Origin of the sequence: Roseburia faecis (genome assembly GCF_001406815.1) — a bacterium.
Lineage (GTDB): Bacteria > Bacillota > Clostridia > Lachnospirales > Lachnospiraceae > Roseburia > Roseburia faecis.
On record NZ_CVRR01000019.1, the window covers coordinates 26872 to 42962 of the forward strand.

At 48.5% G+C, this 16091-nt stretch carries 16 protein-coding genes; all 16 read left to right on the forward strand.

Annotated elements, in window-relative coordinates:
• The first annotated feature begins 30 nt into the window (after window positions 1-30).
• The 16 genes from M72_RS07255 (at window position 31) to M72_RS07330 (ending at window position 15877) form a co-directional block, all read left to right on the forward strand.
• Entirely contained in the window at window positions 31-408 is a 378-nt protein-coding gene (locus tag M72_RS07255; RefSeq protein ID WP_055067736.1) for an Asp23/Gls24 family envelope stress response protein, read from the forward strand.
• An 82-nt stretch (window positions 409-490) separates the two neighbouring features.
• Window positions 491-889: a transcription antitermination factor NusB gene (nusB, locus tag M72_RS07260; protein ID WP_055067737.1), complete on the forward strand. Its 399-nt coding sequence runs from the start codon at window positions 491-493 to the stop codon at window positions 887-889.
• Window positions 886-2109 carry an exodeoxyribonuclease VII large subunit gene (gene xseA / locus M72_RS07265; protein WP_055067738.1) on the forward strand — a complete coding sequence of 408 codons (1224 nt, stop codon included), beginning with the start codon at window positions 886-888 and terminating at the stop codon, window positions 2107-2109. The genes nusB and xseA overlap by 4 nt, the downstream gene beginning before the upstream one ends.
• A complete protein-coding gene (gene xseB / locus M72_RS07270; protein WP_022046139.1) occupies window positions 2102-2323 on the forward strand; it encodes an exodeoxyribonuclease VII small subunit in 222 nt (73 codons plus the stop codon). The genes xseA and xseB overlap by 8 nt, the downstream gene beginning before the upstream one ends.
• Window positions 2323-3216, forward strand: coding sequence for a polyprenyl synthetase family protein (locus M72_RS07275; protein ID WP_055067739.1), 894 nt, complete (start codon window positions 2323-2325; stop codon window positions 3214-3216). Before xseB ends, M72_RS07275 begins: the two co-directional genes overlap by 1 nt.
• A 15-nt stretch (window positions 3217-3231) precedes the next feature.
• On the forward strand, window positions 3232-5100 hold the full coding sequence (gene dxs, locus M72_RS07280) for a 1-deoxy-D-xylulose-5-phosphate synthase (RefSeq protein ID WP_055067740.1): 1869 nt from the start codon (window positions 3232-3234) through the stop codon (window positions 5098-5100).
• A complete protein-coding gene (locus M72_RS07285) occupies window positions 5097-5900 on the forward strand; it encodes a TlyA family RNA methyltransferase (protein WP_022046136.1) in 804 nt (267 codons plus the stop codon). Before dxs ends, M72_RS07285 begins: the two co-directional genes overlap by 4 nt.
• Window positions 5901-6746 carry an NAD(+)/NADH kinase gene (locus tag M72_RS07290; protein WP_055067741.1) on the forward strand — a complete coding sequence of 282 codons (846 nt, stop codon included), beginning with the start codon at window positions 5901-5903 and terminating at the stop codon, window positions 6744-6746.
• Between the two features lie 17 nt (window positions 6747-6763).
• Window positions 6764-7216, forward strand: coding sequence for an arginine repressor (locus M72_RS07295; protein ID WP_022046134.1), 453 nt, complete (start codon window positions 6764-6766; stop codon window positions 7214-7216).
• Between the two features lie 33 nt (window positions 7217-7249).
• Window positions 7250-8929 carry a DNA repair protein RecN gene (gene recN, locus M72_RS07300; protein WP_022046133.1) on the forward strand — a complete coding sequence of 560 codons (1680 nt, stop codon included), beginning with the start codon at window positions 7250-7252 and terminating at the stop codon, window positions 8927-8929.
• Between the two features lie 70 nt (window positions 8930-8999).
• Window positions 9000-10277 (forward strand): SpoIVB peptidase, encoded by a 1278-nt coding sequence (spoIVB, locus tag M72_RS07305; protein WP_206541816.1) that lies wholly within the window; start codon window positions 9000-9002, stop codon window positions 10275-10277.
• A 158-nt stretch (window positions 10278-10435) separates the two neighbouring features.
• The gene (locus M72_RS07310) at window positions 10436-12181 is read left to right on the forward strand and encodes a GspE/PulE family protein (RefSeq protein WP_055067743.1); all 1746 of its coding nucleotides are present in this window, start codon (window positions 10436-10438) and stop codon (window positions 12179-12181) included.
• Between the two features lie 31 nt (window positions 12182-12212).
• On the forward strand, window positions 12213-13274 hold the full coding sequence (locus M72_RS07315) for a type IV pilus twitching motility protein PilT (RefSeq protein WP_172679141.1): 1062 nt from the start codon (window positions 12213-12215) through the stop codon (window positions 13272-13274).
• 14 nt (window positions 13275-13288) lie between these two features.
• A complete protein-coding gene (locus tag M72_RS07320; protein ID WP_055067744.1) occupies window positions 13289-14500 on the forward strand; it encodes a type II secretion system F family protein in 1212 nt (403 codons plus the stop codon).
• A 91-nt stretch (window positions 14501-14591) separates the two neighbouring features.
• The gene (locus M72_RS07325; RefSeq protein WP_055067745.1) at window positions 14592-15083 is read left to right on the forward strand and encodes a type II secretion system protein; all 492 of its coding nucleotides are present in this window, start codon (window positions 14592-14594) and stop codon (window positions 15081-15083) included.
• 29 nt (window positions 15084-15112) lie between these two features.
• The gene (locus M72_RS07330) at window positions 15113-15877 is read left to right on the forward strand and encodes a prepilin peptidase (RefSeq protein WP_022046080.1); all 765 of its coding nucleotides are present in this window, start codon (window positions 15113-15115) and stop codon (window positions 15875-15877) included.
• The last annotated feature ends 214 nt before the right edge of the window (window positions 15878-16091 follow it).

The window sequence follows — 16091 nt, forward strand, 5'->3', positions numbered from 1 at the left end:
AAGATAAAATACTGAGGAGGCAATTGTATTATGGCTGATAGCAGAAAAACAGTTCAGATAAAATCAGATCCTGTCGGGGATGTCCGTATCGCAGATGAAGTCGTTGCGATCATTGCAGGACTTGCAGCAACAGAAGTAGATGGTGTCAGTTCCATGGCGGGAAACATCACAAACGAAATTGTCAGCAAGCTCGGCATGAAGAACCTTTCTAAGGGAATCATGATTGAAATTATAGACAACGAAGTAAAGGTTGATGTTGCCATCAACATTGCATATGGTTACAGCATTCCGGAAGTCTCTGCCAAGGTACAGGATAAAGTAAAGGCTGCCATTGAGAATATGACAGGCCTGACAGTCGCTGTTGTCAATGTCCGTATCGCAAGTGTTGATATGGGAACTGATAATTAAATCTTTGTATTCGAAACAGAATATGGTATAATAAAGGATGTCTGAACGAAAGACATCCTTTATTTTTGAGCGAGGAGAGAAGATGACAAGAAGAGAGTTAAGAGAAAATGTATTTAAGATGCTTTTCCGCGTAGAATTTTTTGATGCGGGAGAATTGTCAGAACAGCTGGTATTGTTTGGAGAGGAAGTCGATCATGTAACGGATCAGGATTTCAAATATATCGCTGATCGTTATCGTGATATCTACAATCATCTGACGGAAATCGATGGGGCAATCAACGAAGTCGCAAAAGGCTGGAAGACAACCCGTATGGGCAAAGTAGATCTGGCACTGATCCGTCTGGCGGTATATGAGATCCGCTACGATGATGAGATTCCGTTTAAGGTTGCGGTCAATGAGGCTGTGGAACTGGCAAAACAATACGGAACCAATGATTCACCGGCATTTGTCAATGGAATTCTTGCAAAGTTTGCAGAATGATGAAACATGTATATTCGGTAGGGCAGGTAAATAAATACATTAAAAATATGTTCGCTCAGGACTTTATGCTGCACCATATCAGCATCAAGGGAGAGGTATCTAACTGTAAGTATCACTCCAGCGGGCATATTTATTTTACAATGAAAGATGCAGACGGAACGGTAAACGCGATCATGTTTGCGGGAAACCGCAGGGAAGGATTAAAATTCCAGATGAAAGAGGGCGACCGCGTGGTTGTGACCGGTTCCGTGGAAGTGTATGAAAGAGATGGCAGATACCAGATCTATGCACGGACGATTGAACGGGACGGAGAGGGAAATCTGTATCTGAAATTTGAAGCGTTAAAGCGGGAGCTTGAAGAGATGGGAATGTTTGCGGAGGAATACAAACAGCCCATTCCTACCTATGCAAAAACCGTGGGGATTGTTACGGCAGAGACCGGGGCAGCGATTCAGGATATCCGCAATATTGCAGGGCGCAGGAACCCGTATGTGCAGCTGATTCTCTGCCCGGCCCTGGTGCAGGGAGAGGGTGCGGCAGCATCAATTGTCCATGGAATTCATGCACTTGAACAGATCGGCGTGGATGTAATCATTGTCGGACGGGGCGGTGGATCTATAGAGGATCTGTGGGCATTTAACGAAGAAATGGTGGCACGGGCCATTTTTGACTGCCGGATTCCGGTGATCTCCGCTGTCGGTCATCAGACGGACTTTACGATTGCAGATTATGTCGCAGACCTGCGGGCACCGACCCCGTCTGCGGCAGCGGAGCTGGCGGTGTTTGATTACCGGCAGGCAATGCAGGAACTGCTTGGCATGCGGCAGCAGATGGACAAAGAACTCCAAAGGAAAGTAACCGTGGCAAGAAACCATCTGGAGCACCAGAGGATGCGCCTGCACTATCTCAGCCCACAGCAGCGGATGAATGAAAACCGGCGAAGAGTGGCAGAGTATGAAGAGAAACTGACCGGACGCATGGAGGAACTGCTGCGTGAGCGCAGACACCGCCTGGCACTTCTGGCAGGCACGCTGGAGAGTTATTCCCCAGTAAAGAAACTCAGTGGCGGGTATGCATTCGTGGAGGATGGGAATCATCAGGCACTGCGGAGCATCCACCAGATCAGGGAAAAAGATACCGTGCAGATCCATTTGCTGGATGGCACACTGACGGCAGCAGTGACAGAAATTCAGGCAGCCGAAGGAGTAAAAAATGAGTGATGAATTAGAAAAAAAAGAACCGGGACTGGAGGAACGGTTTGCAAAGATCGATGCCATACTTGATGCGATGGAAGACGAAAACGTAACGTTAGACCGTTCGTTTGCCCTATACAAAGAGGGACTGGAACAGATCAAAGCAGCCGGCCAGTCTTTGGATACGATAGAAAAGGCAATGCTTGTACTGAACCAGGATGGAAAATTGGAGGAATTCTGATGGAGATCAGACAGGAAATAAAACGCAGGGCGGCAGACATTGAAGCACGGATCGCACCGTTTCTGCCACAGGAAAAGGGGTTTCAGCAGACCGTGCTCGATGCCATGGAATACAGTGTTTTTGCAGGCGGAAAGCGTCTGCGGCCGATGCTGATGGAAGCATCTTACCAGATGTTTGACGGAACGAATCCGGCAATTGATGATTTTATGGCGGCGATTGAGATGATCCACACCTATTCACTGATCCATGATGATCTCCCGGCGATGGATAACGACGAATACCGGCGTGGGAAAAAGACAACCCACGCGGTATACGGGGAAGCAATGGCAATCCTTGCGGGGGATGCGCTTTTAAATTATGCGTTTGAGACCGTGGCAGCAGCACTGACCAGAAACGAAGGAGACTGGAGAATTGTCAGGGCTTTTTCCGTGCTGGCACAAAAAGCGGGTATATACGGAATGATCGGCGGCCAGGTGGTGGATGTGGAGAGCGAGAAAACCGGACAGACCATTGACCGCAACCGGCTGGACTTTATCTACCGGTTAAAAACCGGAGCGCTGATTGAAGCATCGCTTATGATCGGAGCCATTTTGGCAGGCGCGGATGAAGTGTCGGTTGCGCGTATGCAGGAAGCCGGAGCAAAGCTGGGACTTGCCTTTCAGATTCAGGATGATATTCTCGATGTCACGGGATCTTTTGAAAAACTCGGTAAACCGATCGGCAGTGATGCGGAAAATGAGAAGGCAACCTATGTGACATTTGAGGGGCTGGAGCAGGCAAAAAAGGATGTAGAGCGGCTTTCCGGGGAAGCAATAAAGATACTGGATGAATTTGAAGGAGAGCATACGTTTCTGCATGACCTGTTTTTCTATTTGATCAACAGGGATCATTAATTTTTCGAGGGCAACATGGTTTTAGATCGGATAAAAAAAGTAAATGATATCAAACAACTAAACGAGGAAGAACTGGAGGAGCTACAGGAAGAAATCCGTGATTTTCTGGTGGAAAATATTGCAAAAACCGGAGGACATCTGGCATCGAATCTGGGTGTGATTGAACTGACGATGGCGCTTCATCTGTCATTTGACCTGACGAGAGACCGGATTATCTGGGATGTCGGACATCAGTCCTACACGCACAAGATTTTAACCGGGCGTAAGTTGGGGTTTGTCACTTTACGGCAGTATGGCGGGATGAGCGGATTCCCAAAGACGCAGGAAGACCCGGCGGATGCATTCAATACCGGGCACAGCTCCACTTCCATTTCCGCAGGACTTGGCATGGCGCAGGCGAGGGAACTGACCGGTGACAATTATTATGTGGTCTCTGTGATCGGAGACGGGGCACTGACCGGCGGTATGGCATACGAAGCAATGAACAATGCCTCCCGCATGAAAACCAATTTTATTATTGTGTTAAATGATAACCAGATGTCGATCTCCGAAAATGTGGGAGGAATGAACCAGTATCTGAATTCCTTCCGCACCTCGGATGCCTATCTGGATTTAAAAGACGGTGTGACCAATTCCCTAAACCGGATTCCGGTTGTGGGGGAACGGATGGTCAAACGGATCCGGAACGCCAAAAGCGGTATCAAACAGCTGTTTGTTCCGGGAATGTTTTTTGAAAATATGGGTATCACCTATTTAGGACCGGTGGATGGCACCAACATAAAAGAAATCCGAAAAGTGCTTGCGGAGGCAAAGCGTGTGCGCGGTCCGGTGCTGGTTCATGTACGCACGATCAAGGGAGAGGGATATCTTCCTGCCGAGCGTCATCCGGCGCGCTTCCATGGAACGGGACCGTTTGACATTGACACCGGTGTTCCGCTGTATCATCAGGAAAAAGCGCATTACACGGATGTGTTTTCCACCGTCATGCGCAAAATGGGGGAGCGGGAGCCGAAGGTGGTTGCGATTACCGCAGCGATGGCAGACGGAACCGGTTTAAAGAGATTTAAAAATCTTTTCCCGGAACGTTTTTTTGATGTGGGAATTGCAGAGGAGCATGCAGTGACGTTTGCGGCCGGTATGGCAAAGGCGGGACTCAAACCGGTATTTGCGGTGTATTCTTCCTTTTTACAGCGTGCCTATGACCAGGTATTACATGATGTGTGTGCACAGAATCTCCCGGTTGTGTTTGCCGTAGACCGTGCAGGATTAGTCGGAAAGGATGGCGCCACGCATCAGGGAATTTTTGACCTGTCGTATCTGTCAAGTATTCCGAACCTGACGGTTATGGCTCCGAAAAACAAATGGGAGCTTTCCGATATGCTCAAGTTTGCGATTGCTGCAGAGGAACCGGTGGCGATCCGTTATCCGCGCGGAGAAGCCTGCGATCTCTGGAAAGATCAGCGGGCACCGATTCAAAAAGGCTGTGCGGAAGTACTCGCCGAGGGTACATACGCTGCACTTTTTGCAATCGGTTCGATGGTGGAAACCGCCTGGCAGGTAAGAAAAAAACTGGCAGAAAAAGGAATCCCGACAACGGTGGTAAATGCAAGATTTGCCATGCCACTGGATAAAAACTGCCTGCGGAAACTGGCAGAATCCCATCCGCTTCTTGTGACGATGGAAGAGAACGTGGCAAGCGGGGGATTTGGAGAGCATGTGGCTGCATTTCTGGAGGAAGAAGCACTGCATACAAAGGTCCTCAGGATTGCAATTCCTGACTGCTTTGTGGAACATGGAAGTGTTGGCGAATTAAAAAAAGCACTGGGACTGGATGCAGATTCCGTGACGGAAAAAATATTAGCAGAATTACCGGAGGAATTATGAAAGAACGATTGGATGTACTTCTTGTAAAACGTGGTCTGGCACCATCGCGGGAAAAGGCAAAGACCATGATTATGGAAGGCAATGTATTTGTCAACAATAACCGGGAGGATAAGGCGGGAAGCACTTTTGCAGAGGATGCTCCGATTGAGATCCACGGAAATACATTGAAATATGTCAGCCGCGGCGGTCTGAAACTGGAAAAAGCGATGACACATTTTTCCATTTCCTTAGATGGCATGGTGTGCATGGACATCGGTGCTTCGACGGGCGGGTTTACCGACTGCATGCTGCAGAACGGGGCAAAGAAAGTGTATTCCGTCGATGTGGGATATGGTCAGTTTGCATGGAAACTGCGCCAGGACCCAAGGGTTGTCTGTATGGAAAAAACAAACATCCGCTATGTCACACCGGAAGATATCGATGATGTGCTCGATTTTGCTTCGGTGGATGTCTCATTTATTTCCCTGACCAAAGTGCTCCCGGCGGCATATGCACTGTTAAAGGACGGCGGACAGATGGTGTGTCTGATCAAACCACAGTTTGAAGCCGGACGGGAAAAAGTGGGAAAGAAAGGCGTGGTACGTGATAAGGCCGTTCACGAGGAAGTGATCGAGAGGATCATTACCTTTGCACTGGAAAACGGATTTTCGGTACACCATCTGGAATACTCACCGATCAAGGGACCGGAGGGAAACATCGAGTATCTCGTGCATATTGAAAAATCGGACGAAGCAATAAAGGAGGAATCCGTGGATATTCACGCAGTTGTGGAAGCAGCACACGGAGAATTGGATAAGTAGATGCGTAAATTTATGCTGATCACGAACCGGTACAAAGATCGTGATCTGACACTCTCAAACGAAATTGTCTCGTACATACAACAAAAGGGCGGCAGTGCTGCAATCTGTGTCAGCAATGTGGAGGATGATAACCAGAAAGATTTTGCACTTTCCGAGATTCCGGCAGACACGGAATGTATCCTTGTTCTCGGCGGAGACGGCACGTTAATCCGCGCAGCAACCAAGGTGGAGGCGCTGCAGATTCCGCTGATCGGTGTCAACCTTGGGACACTGGGGTATCTGTGTGAGCTTGAGGAAGCTACCGTATTTCATGCCATCGACTGTCTGATGCAGGATGATTGCATCATGGAAGAGCGGATTGTTCTGACCGGCGAAAAAATTGGCGGAAACGGCGCACATATGGCATTGAATGATGTCGTGATCCACTGGTCCGGGGATCTGTCCATGCTGCTTTTAAATGTGTATGTCAATGGGGAATATCTGACAACTTACCACGCAGATGGCGTGATTGTTGCGACACCGACCGGTTCCACGGGGTATAATCTTTCCACCGGAGGTCCGATCGTGGACCCGAAAGCAAGGGTACTTCTTCTGACACCGATCAATGCACATGACTTAAACTCCAAAAGCATTGTGTTTGGAGCGGAGGATGTTGTGGAGATTAAGATGGGAAGCAGACGGTTTCAAAAGGACGAGACGGCATGTGTCAGCTTTGACGGGGACACACCGGAGCATCTGCACGTGGGAGACCGTGTGCGGATTGCACAGGCACAAAGTACCATCTGGATCTGCAAAATCAGTAACCAGAGTTTCCTGGAAATACTGAGGAAAAAGATGAGACCGTAGGACGCAAAGGAGGACATATGAAAACAACACGACAGGCAAAGATACTCGAATTGATTCAGAAAAAAGATGTGGAAACACAGGAAGAATTGTCCGCATATCTCGAAAAAGAAGGGTTTCAGGTTACCCAGGCAACCGTATCCCGTGATATCCGTGAACTGAAGCTGACAAAGATTTCGACCGACAACGGCAGACAAAAATATGCGGTGATTACGGACGCGGATTCCAATATGATGGAAAAATATGCAAGGGTTCTCAGGGAAGGATTTTTGTCCGTGGATGCTGCGGAAAATATTGTTGTGATCAAAACCGTGTCCGGTATGGCGGGAGCCGTTGCGGCTGCAGTAGATGCCATGCGTATGCAGGAGATTGTCGGCTCACTTGCGGGAGATGACACGATTCTGTGTGTGATCCGTACGTCCGATGACGCGGTGCACATCATGAAAAAGCTTCGGAAAATTGTAGAACAGTAATAAAAATGCTTCGGAAAAGTAGAAGGAGAATGTATGTTACAAAATCTACATGTGAAGAACCTTGCCCTTATCACAGAGACAGAGGTAGAATTTAAAGAAGGACTTAATATTTTGACAGGAGAGACCGGTGCCGGTAAATCCATCATCATTGGTTCGGTTGCACTGGCACTCGGAGAGAAGGTTCCAAAGGAACTGCTCCGGGATAACGAAGAGACCGCACTTGTGGAGCTGGTCTTTTCAGTTGAAAACCCAAAGGTTCTGGATGCGATCCGGCAACTGGGCATAGAAACAGAGGATGAAACAGTAATATTAAGTCGTAAGATAACTTCCGGAAGGGCAATTGCGCGGATCAATGGAGAAGCAGTGTCTGCTTCCCGGTTAAAAGAGGTGGCGTCTCTGCTCATCGATATTCACGGACAGCATGAGCACCAGTCCCTTCTTTCCAAAAAGAAACATCTGGAAATCCTCGATGCCTATGCAAAAGACGCGCTGGGAGAAAAAAAAGAGCGTCTTGCCGCCTGTTATCAGGAATACCGGAAACTGAAAAAAGAGTGGGAGTCCTCGTCTTTGGATACCGAGGAGCGCGCCAGAGAGTTGTCGTTTCTTGCGTATGAAGTAAAGGAAATCGAAGAGGCACAGCTTTCCGTCGGGGAGGATACCCGGCTGGAAGAACAGTATCGCAGATTTGCAAATGCAAAAAAGATCATGGATGCCATATCGGCTGCCGGTGCAGCTACCGGGGGAGACGGCGGTACCGGAGAGAATGCATCGGAACTTATCAGCCGTGCCCTGCGGGAAGTCAGTTCGGTTTCGGCATATGAGGAGCGCATTGCGCAGATGGAACAGATGCTTACCGATATTGATAATCTGCTGAGCGATTTCAATCATGAGATTTCTTCCTACCTGTCGGGGGAGGAATTTGATGACGAAGTCTTTTATCAGACCGAAAAGAGGCTTGATGAGATCAATCACCTGAAATCCAAGTATGGAAATACGATGGAAGAGATTCTGCAGTCAGCGGAAGAAAAAACAAAGCGTATTGCCGTATTACAGGATTATGATAAATACTTAAATGATCTTTTAACTTCCATGAACCGGAAGAAAGAAGAATTGGACGGGCTGTGTGCAGAGGTTTCCGGAATCCGGAAGAAAGCGGCAAAGGGATTGACGAAAGCGATTGCACAGGCACTTGAAGATCTGAATTTTTTAGATGTGCAGTTTACGATGGAATTCCGGAAGACGGAGTACAGTGCCGGAGGCTGGGATGAGGCAGAATTTATGATCTCCACCAATCCGGGAGAACCGTTAAAGCCTCTGGGAAAGGTCGCTTCCGGCGGAGAACTTTCCCGTATTGCGCTCGCGGTCAAGACCGTCATGGCGGATACGGATGAGATTCCGACGTTGATCTTTGATGAGATTGACAGTGGAATCAGCGGGCGTACGGCACAGATGGTATCGCAGAAGATGAAACTGCTGGCAAAGACGCACCAGATCATCTGCATCACTCATCTGCCGCAGATTGCTGCCATGGCAGATGCCCATTTCCTGATTGAAAAATCGGTGGAGCATGCGTCCACGGTTTCCCGGATTCATCCGCTGCGGGAAGAGGAAAGTATCGAGGAACTGGCGCGGATGCTTGGCGGCGTGGAGATCACGGATACGGTTTTACAAAACGCACGCGAGATGAAACGTCTGGCAGAAAAATACGAATAGATAAAACCAAAGTCCGCATACTAAAGGTATCCGAGAAGATAGGAGAACCTTTGGCATGCGGTCTTTTTATATGCGTATATTCAAAAATATTATCTGTATTTATGTTCTGGCGCTGTGCTGCTTTGCCTATGCCACCATGATACATGCCATTCCCGATCATGTATACGTGCAGGAGGGGCAGAAACTGGAACTGGACAAAAAAATTCCGGTCACACTGGCAATGTCCACAAAACCGCAATCCGTTATGGCACAGATCGGGGAGCGGACGTTTCAGGCAATGAAGCAGGAACGGGCAGTGGAAACGTGCAGCCAGCTGAAGCAGGGGGAATATACACTGACCTGCTATCTGTTTGGCATCCTTCCCATGAAAGAGGTGCAGGTTTCCGTGGTGAACGGAAAATCTTTATACGTGAGCGGACAGGTGGTGGGCATTTACGGGGCTGCCCAGGGAGTACTGGTGCTGGGATCCGGCCCGGTGGAAACTGTGGACGGAAGCAGCCGGCAGCCGGCAGAACACATTGTATTTCCGGGGGATTATATTACTGCTGTAAATGGAAAAGCGGTCACGAAAAAAGAAGAACTGATGGAGCGGATCAATCAGTACGGGGAACAACCGGTGGTGCTGACCCTGTGGCGCGGAGCCGAGCAGATTCAGGTATCGGTGGAGCCGGTTGAGGCAGCAGAACACAAAGGCTATCGTCTGGGACTCTGGGTGAAAGATGACATGGCAGGAATCGGCACGCTGACCTATTTTGATCAGGACGGAAACTTCGGGGCACTGGGACACGGAATCGGAAACGGACAGACCAAAGACCTGCTCCGTCTGTCAGACGGCCGGCTGTACAAAGCACAGGTGCTCGGTATCAAAAAAGGTGTCCGGGGAACACCGGGAGAGCTGGAGGGAGTTGTCTATTATGGGAAAGACAACCAGATCGGAGAAGTGTCCAGCAATACACAAATCGGTATCTATGGCACGTTGACGAAAAACTTCCGGGAAGAAAAGAAAAACGAAAGTCTGTTGTGTCCGGTCGGTTACAAACAGGAGATTCAGACAAAGGATGCGGTAATTCTGTCGGATGCGTCCGGGGAACTGCAGTCATATCGCATCGTAATTGATGATCTTGATTATACACCGGGAGATAAAAATAAGGGAATCCGTTTTCATGTGGAGGATGAGAACCTGCTGAAGCTGACCGGCGGAATCGTGCAGGGACTGTCCGGAAGCCCGATCCTGCAGGATGGAAAACTGATCGGTGCCGTGACCCATGTGCTTGTTAACGATCCAACGAAAGGATATGGCATTTTTGTGGAGGAAATGACGGCAAATAAAATAGGACAAAAGACCTAGATGTGAAATTTGCACAAAAAAAGAAACGGTAAAATGCAATAAAGTTATATTTTATACATGAAAAAGGATTGCAATAGAGAACAAAAAAGGTTATAATAATCATTAATTGCTCGAAATTATTCGAAAATAATAAATGTTTAACGTAGTGGGAGTATTACATGGATAAGTTGGTAGGGTTTGCCCGGAAGAAGCGACTGGGCGATCTGCTTGTGGATGCAGGAGTCATTTCGCAGGATCAGCTGGTAAAAGCGTTACAGGTCCAGAAAACAGAAAAACAGGGAGAGCGTCTCGGAGTGGTACTGATAGATCTGGGGTTTACAGACGAAAAACAGATCGTAGAGGCACTGAAGGCACAGCTGAAAATACAGAGTGTCGATCTGTCAACCCTGCGCATCCCGGAGGAAATCATCCGGCTTTTGGACGAGGCAGTGCTGCGGAAGTATAATCTGATTCCGTTTAAGTTCAATGAGAAAAATCCCAATCTTTTGTGCGTGGCAATGAGCGATCCGCTGGATATCCGGGCGATGGACGATGTTTCCATCATTACCGGGTGTCAGGTGGAGCGTTTTGCTGCAACCCCGAGTGATATTGCGGCAGCCATCGACCGCTACTATGGAAATGCAGAAGCCCTGCGTGTGGCAGAACAGTATACAAGGGAAAAGCAGGAACAGGCAAAAGCCAGGGCGGCCTTAGAAACCGGGAGTGGAAACGATGAGAACAATGTCCAGCAGGCACCGATTGTCAAACTGTTAGGACAGATCATCGAGCAGGCGGTCCACAGGAGAGCCAGCGATATCCATATCGAGCCGATGGAAAACCAGGTGCGGATCCGGTTCCGTGTGGATGGCGTGCTGCACGAAGCCATGCGGCACGACATCAGCCTGCATGCCGCACTGATCGCAAGAATTAAAATTGTCAGCGGACTTGACATTTCCGAAAAGCGCCGCCCGCAGGACGGTCGTGCGACCAGCATTGTGGACCGGCAGGAATACGACATCCGTGTGTCCGTGCTTCCGACCGTCTATGGGGAAAAGGTCGTTATGCGTCTCGCACAGAAAAAAGCACTGACATTGGACAAGCGGGATCTGGGATTCCCGGAGGACGAATTAAAAAAGTTTGACCACATCCTAAGCCATCCGAACGGGCTTATTCTCGTCACGGGACCAACCGGAAGCGGTAAGTCCACGACATTATATACCGCATTAAATGAATTAAACGTAGAAGGCGTCAATATCATCACGGTAGAAGATCCGGTTGAGGCGAACTTAAACGGGGTCAACCAGGTACAGGTAAACGAAAAGGCGGGACTTACCTTTTCCTCGGCACTGCGTTCCATCCTGCGTCAGGACCCGGACATCATCATGATCGGGGAGATCCGTGACCAGGAGACCGCAGAGATTGCGGTAAAGGCATCCATCACCGGACATCTGGTGGTCAGCACCTTACATACAAACAGTTCGGCAAATACCATCACCCGTCTGGCAGATATGGGAGTGGAAAACTACCTGATTGCGGATTCCGTGGTCGGAGTAATCGCCCAGCGTCTGGTGCGCCGGGTCTGTCCGGCATGCGGAATTGTCCGGGAGGCAACCGCAGGGGAGAAAAAAATACTCGGCATAAAGGATCCCGCCAGACGGATCAATGTCCGCACACCGGGGCACAAAGAATGTGTCCGCTGCGGCGGAACCGGATACTATGGAAGAATCGGTATTTATGAGATCATGCCGGTCACGGCAGACCTGCGGCAGGCGATCAACCGCGGGGAGAATGCGGATGTGCTTGAGGAGATCGCACTCACACATGGCATGAAAACGCTTCGCATGAGTGCCATTGATTACGCACTGCGCGGAATCACCACCGTCGAGGAAGTGCAGCGTGTGGCATACGATGACGAAGAGGATTAAATAAAACAGGGAAGGGAAGGCAGCAAAACAGATGGAATTGTCAATGTATACGCTTCTTTCGATAGCAAAAGCGCATCATGCGTCCGACTTACATATTACAGTTGGGGTTCGCCCAAAATGCCGTATTAGCGGAACACTTTACGAGATGGATGGTTTTGATAAGCTGACACCTGCGATGACAAAAGAATTGGTGGAATCTATGTTTGGACCGAAACAGAAGGCAACCATGGAGGCCACAGGGGAAGTGGATTTTGCCTACACGGATACGCGTGTGGGACGGTTCCGTGTCAACGCTTTCCACCAGAGAGGTTCCTATGCGGCTGTACTGCGTATCGTGGCAAGCGATATCCCGACACCGGAGGACCTCGGGGTGCCGGAAGCTGTCCTTGGGCTGACAAAGAAAAAGCGTGGGCTTGTCCTTGTCACGGGACCGACCGGAAGCGGTAAATCCACCACACTGGCATCTTTGATCGATGTCATCAATAAAGAACGGAACGAACATATCATTACACTCGAAGATCCGATCGAGTATTTACATAAGCATAACCGGTCCATCGTAAACCAAAGGGAGATCGGGCTGGATACCGATTCCTATGGAAATGCGCTCCGTGCGGCGCTCCGTGAGGATCCGGACATCATCCTTGTGGGGGAGATGCGTGACTTTGATACGATTTCCACTGCCATCACAGCAGCAGAAACCGGGCATCTGGTATTCTCCACCCTGCATACCATCGGTGCGGCACCTACCATTGAGCGTATTATCGATGTGTTCCCACCGCACCAGCAGAACCAGATCCGCTCGCAGCTGGCATCGGTTCTTGAGGCGGTAATTTCCCAGCAGCTTCTGCCGACGATCGACGGAAAATCCCGTGTGGCGGCATTTGAAGTCATGCTCGGTACCCCGGCGATCAAAAACCTGATCCGGGAGGATAAGGCACACCAGATTCCATCCATCATGCAGACAAGTAAGAAGATTGGCATGCAGACGATGGATGATTCCTTATTCAGCCTGTATCTGAAACACAAAATCGATGCGGCAAATGCCGTAGAGTATGCACAGGATACAGGAAACATGCAGCAGAAGCTGTTTTAAAAAGGAGTTAAGACATGGCAAGTTATAAATACGAAGTGGTCGGGGCCGATGGAAAACCAAAAACCGGCACCATCGAGGCCATGAACATGGAAGTCGCTTCGGCAGAACTCAAATCCGGCGGCAACACCATCGTTTCCATCACAAGAGCCAACGCATTTAACAAAGATCTCGAAATCCATATCGGAAAAGCCGTCAGCGTCCGCGAAATGAGCGTATTCTGCCGCCAGTTTGAGAGCGTATTAAATGCCGGCGTGACCGTTGTCGAGGCACTCGACATGCTATCCGAGCAGACCGAGAACAAACCGTTTGCCAACGCAATCGCAGAAGTGCGGGATTCCGTACAGCGTGGGGAGACCCTCGCCGTTGCGATGGCGGAGCACCCGAAGATTTTTCCAAACCTCATGGTGCAGATGGTTGCCGCCGGGGAATCCTCCGGTGGTCTGGATAAAGCATTCAGCCGTGTGGGAAGCCAGTTTGAAAAAGAAGCCCACCTGAAGGGGCTGATCATCAAGTCGGCGATTTATCCGGTCATCCTGATTCTTGTTATTATCGTTGTTGTAGCCATCATGATGATTAAGATTGTGCCTACCTTTACTGCCCAGTTTGACGAAGTCGGCGGAAAACTGCCGGGCATCACGCTTGCAGTCATGGCAGTCAGTGATTTCTTTGTGCACAGCTGGTATTTTATTGTTGCCATCATCGCAGGGATTGCTATATTTATCCATGCGTGGAAAAAGACAGAGGGTGGGGCACATATGTTGGGAAAATTTATTCTAAAGGTACCGCTGGTCGGTCCGCTCAGCATTAAGACGGCATCCTCGCGCATGACGCGAACCCTGTCCACACTGATGGGCTCCGGTGTCCAGCTGGTGGATGCACTCGGGCTTGTGACAGAGATGATGGGGAATGCCGTGGTTAAGCAGGCATTAAAAGATGCGACCGAAGAGGTCAGCCGTGGAATCCCGCTCTCGAAGCCACTGGCAGATTCCGGGGTCTTCCCACCGATGGTCTACCACATGATAGAGATCGGGGAGGAAACCGGTAATATGGAAGACATGCTCGACAAAGTCGCAGCATATTATGATGAAGAGGTGGAGTCGGCGACCGAGGCACTGCTTGCCGCAATGGAACCGCTCATCATCATCGTGATGGCAGTTATTGTGGTGCCGATCGTCCTTGCGATCATGATGCCGATGTACAGTCTGTACGACAGCATCGGAGCCTGACCGCAGGCAGAAGAAGGGTTGTTACATGTCTGCCATGAGACATGTGATGATAGATACATAAAAATATATTTAAAAAAGGAGAACAAAGGGTATGAAGAAAATTATGGAACTGCTTCAGAACATGAAAGCAAAGAATGAAAAGAAGGATAACAAAGGTTTCTCTCTCGTAGAGTTGATTATCGTTATCGCTATTATGGCAATTTTGGTAGGTATTGTTGGTACACAGGTAATTCCGTATATTAGCAAATCAAAAGTCGCAAAAGATCAGCAGGTATTAAATAGTATTTCAACAGCAGCAGTTACAGCATATTCAGAAAATGGTGCAACAGCTGATATGACAATTGATGTATTTGGTGCAGTGCCAGCGGCTGATATCGAGAAACAGATTCAGGCTGATATTCAATCAATATCGAATTTTAAGGATTTGGGCACATTCAAAAAGGCACTTACTTCAGATGCAGGCTCAAAAGTAAAAGCTGTAAAAGTAGAGTTTAATGCTTCTACTCATAAAGCAGTAACAAAAGTAGAGTATGATGGTGATGACCCAACATATAAAATTAAAGATGTTGAAGCAACATTATAGTTCTTAATATTTATAAATAGGAGAAACAAATGCTAACCCAACTTACGATTTTTCTTTATATTGTTATATTTTTATACGGAATCGTCATTGGCAGTTTCTTAAATGTGCTGATCTTCCGTATCCCGAAAAAAGAGAATATCGTGCAGTCCTCGCACTGTATGAACTGCGGGCGTAAGCTGGGCTGGCGGGACATGGTTCCTGTATTTTCCTACATAATTCTTCGGGGCAGATGCCGGCAATGTGGTGCTAGAATTTCCATACAGTACCCATTAATCGAGGCTTTAAATGGTGTGCTGTATGTGGTCGTTTTCATGGCGGGCGGTTTCACGTTCAGCAGTGTGCTGTATTGTCTCATGACATCTGCCCTGATTGTCATTGCGGTCATCGATGAGAGAACCTATCAGATACCGGTTTCCCAGAACCTGTTTCTGGGACTGCTCGGTATCATCATGACCGTGTATGATTTCCGGCATATCCTGTCCCATATCATCGGGGCAGTCATTGTCAGCCTGTTTTTGTATGGCCTGTATTATTTCTCCTCCGGCAAAGCAATCGGTGGGGGAGACATCAAACTCATGGCATATGCAGGCCTGCTTTTAGGCGCAAAAAACATTATTTTTGCATTTATTCTTGCATGCATTCTTGGCTCCGTCATCCATACCATCCGTATGAAAGTAAGCAAGCGAAACAACCTGCTTGCACTCGGTCCGTACCTTTCGGCAGGCATATTCATCGCCGCACTCTGGGGCAGCCGTTTCTGGACCTGGTATCTCGGCATGATGGGCATTTATTAAAACATGGCATGAACTGCTACGTATGGCATAATTAAAAAAAGTAAAGTTTTTCTTATTCCTGTGGCGAATTTTAAACATCTGTCATTTTCACCGCACAATTTTTTATGCCACAACGTTACGATGGAAAATGTAGAAAAATAATTAGGATTTGTGATTTTTCAGAGAACATGAACAAAGCATAATTATTTTTGTACATTTTCCAATGAAAACCTTT

Excerpts from the sequence above, each read along its gene's own strand:
- M72_RS07255 (WP_055067736.1), top strand. The coding sequence starts at position 31 with ATGGCTGATAGCAGAAAAACAGTTCAGATAAAATCAGATCCTGTCGGG.
- nusB (WP_055067737.1), top strand. The coding sequence starts at position 491 with ATGACAAGAAGAGAGTTAAGAGAAAATGTATTTAAGATGCTTTTCCGC.
- xseA (WP_055067738.1), top strand. The coding sequence starts at position 886 with ATGATGAAACATGTATATTCGGTAGGGCAGGTAAATAAATACATTAAA.
- xseB (WP_022046139.1), top strand. The coding sequence starts at position 2,102 with ATGAGTGATGAATTAGAAAAAAAAGAACCGGGACTGGAGGAACGGTTT.
- M72_RS07275 (WP_055067739.1), top strand. The coding sequence starts at position 2,323 with ATGGAGATCAGACAGGAAATAAAACGCAGGGCGGCAGACATTGAAGCA.
- dxs (WP_055067740.1), top strand. The coding sequence starts at position 3,232 with ATGGTTTTAGATCGGATAAAAAAAGTAAATGATATCAAACAACTAAAC.
- M72_RS07285 (WP_022046136.1), top strand. The coding sequence starts at position 5,097 with ATGAAAGAACGATTGGATGTACTTCTTGTAAAACGTGGTCTGGCACCA.
- M72_RS07290 (WP_055067741.1), top strand. The coding sequence starts at position 5,901 with ATGCGTAAATTTATGCTGATCACGAACCGGTACAAAGATCGTGATCTG.
- M72_RS07295 (WP_022046134.1), top strand. The coding sequence starts at position 6,764 with ATGAAAACAACACGACAGGCAAAGATACTCGAATTGATTCAGAAAAAA.
- recN (WP_022046133.1), top strand. The coding sequence starts at position 7,250 with ATGTTACAAAATCTACATGTGAAGAACCTTGCCCTTATCACAGAGACA.
- spoIVB (WP_206541816.1), top strand. The coding sequence starts at position 9,000 with ATGCGTATATTCAAAAATATTATCTGTATTTATGTTCTGGCGCTGTGC.
- M72_RS07310 (WP_055067743.1), top strand. The coding sequence starts at position 10,436 with ATGGATAAGTTGGTAGGGTTTGCCCGGAAGAAGCGACTGGGCGATCTG.
- M72_RS07315 (WP_172679141.1), top strand. The coding sequence starts at position 12,213 with ATGGAATTGTCAATGTATACGCTTCTTTCGATAGCAAAAGCGCATCAT.
- M72_RS07320 (WP_055067744.1), top strand. The coding sequence starts at position 13,289 with ATGGCAAGTTATAAATACGAAGTGGTCGGGGCCGATGGAAAACCAAAA.
- M72_RS07325 (WP_055067745.1), top strand. The coding sequence starts at position 14,592 with ATGAAGAAAATTATGGAACTGCTTCAGAACATGAAAGCAAAGAATGAA.
- M72_RS07330 (WP_022046080.1), top strand. The coding sequence starts at position 15,113 with ATGCTAACCCAACTTACGATTTTTCTTTATATTGTTATATTTTTATAC.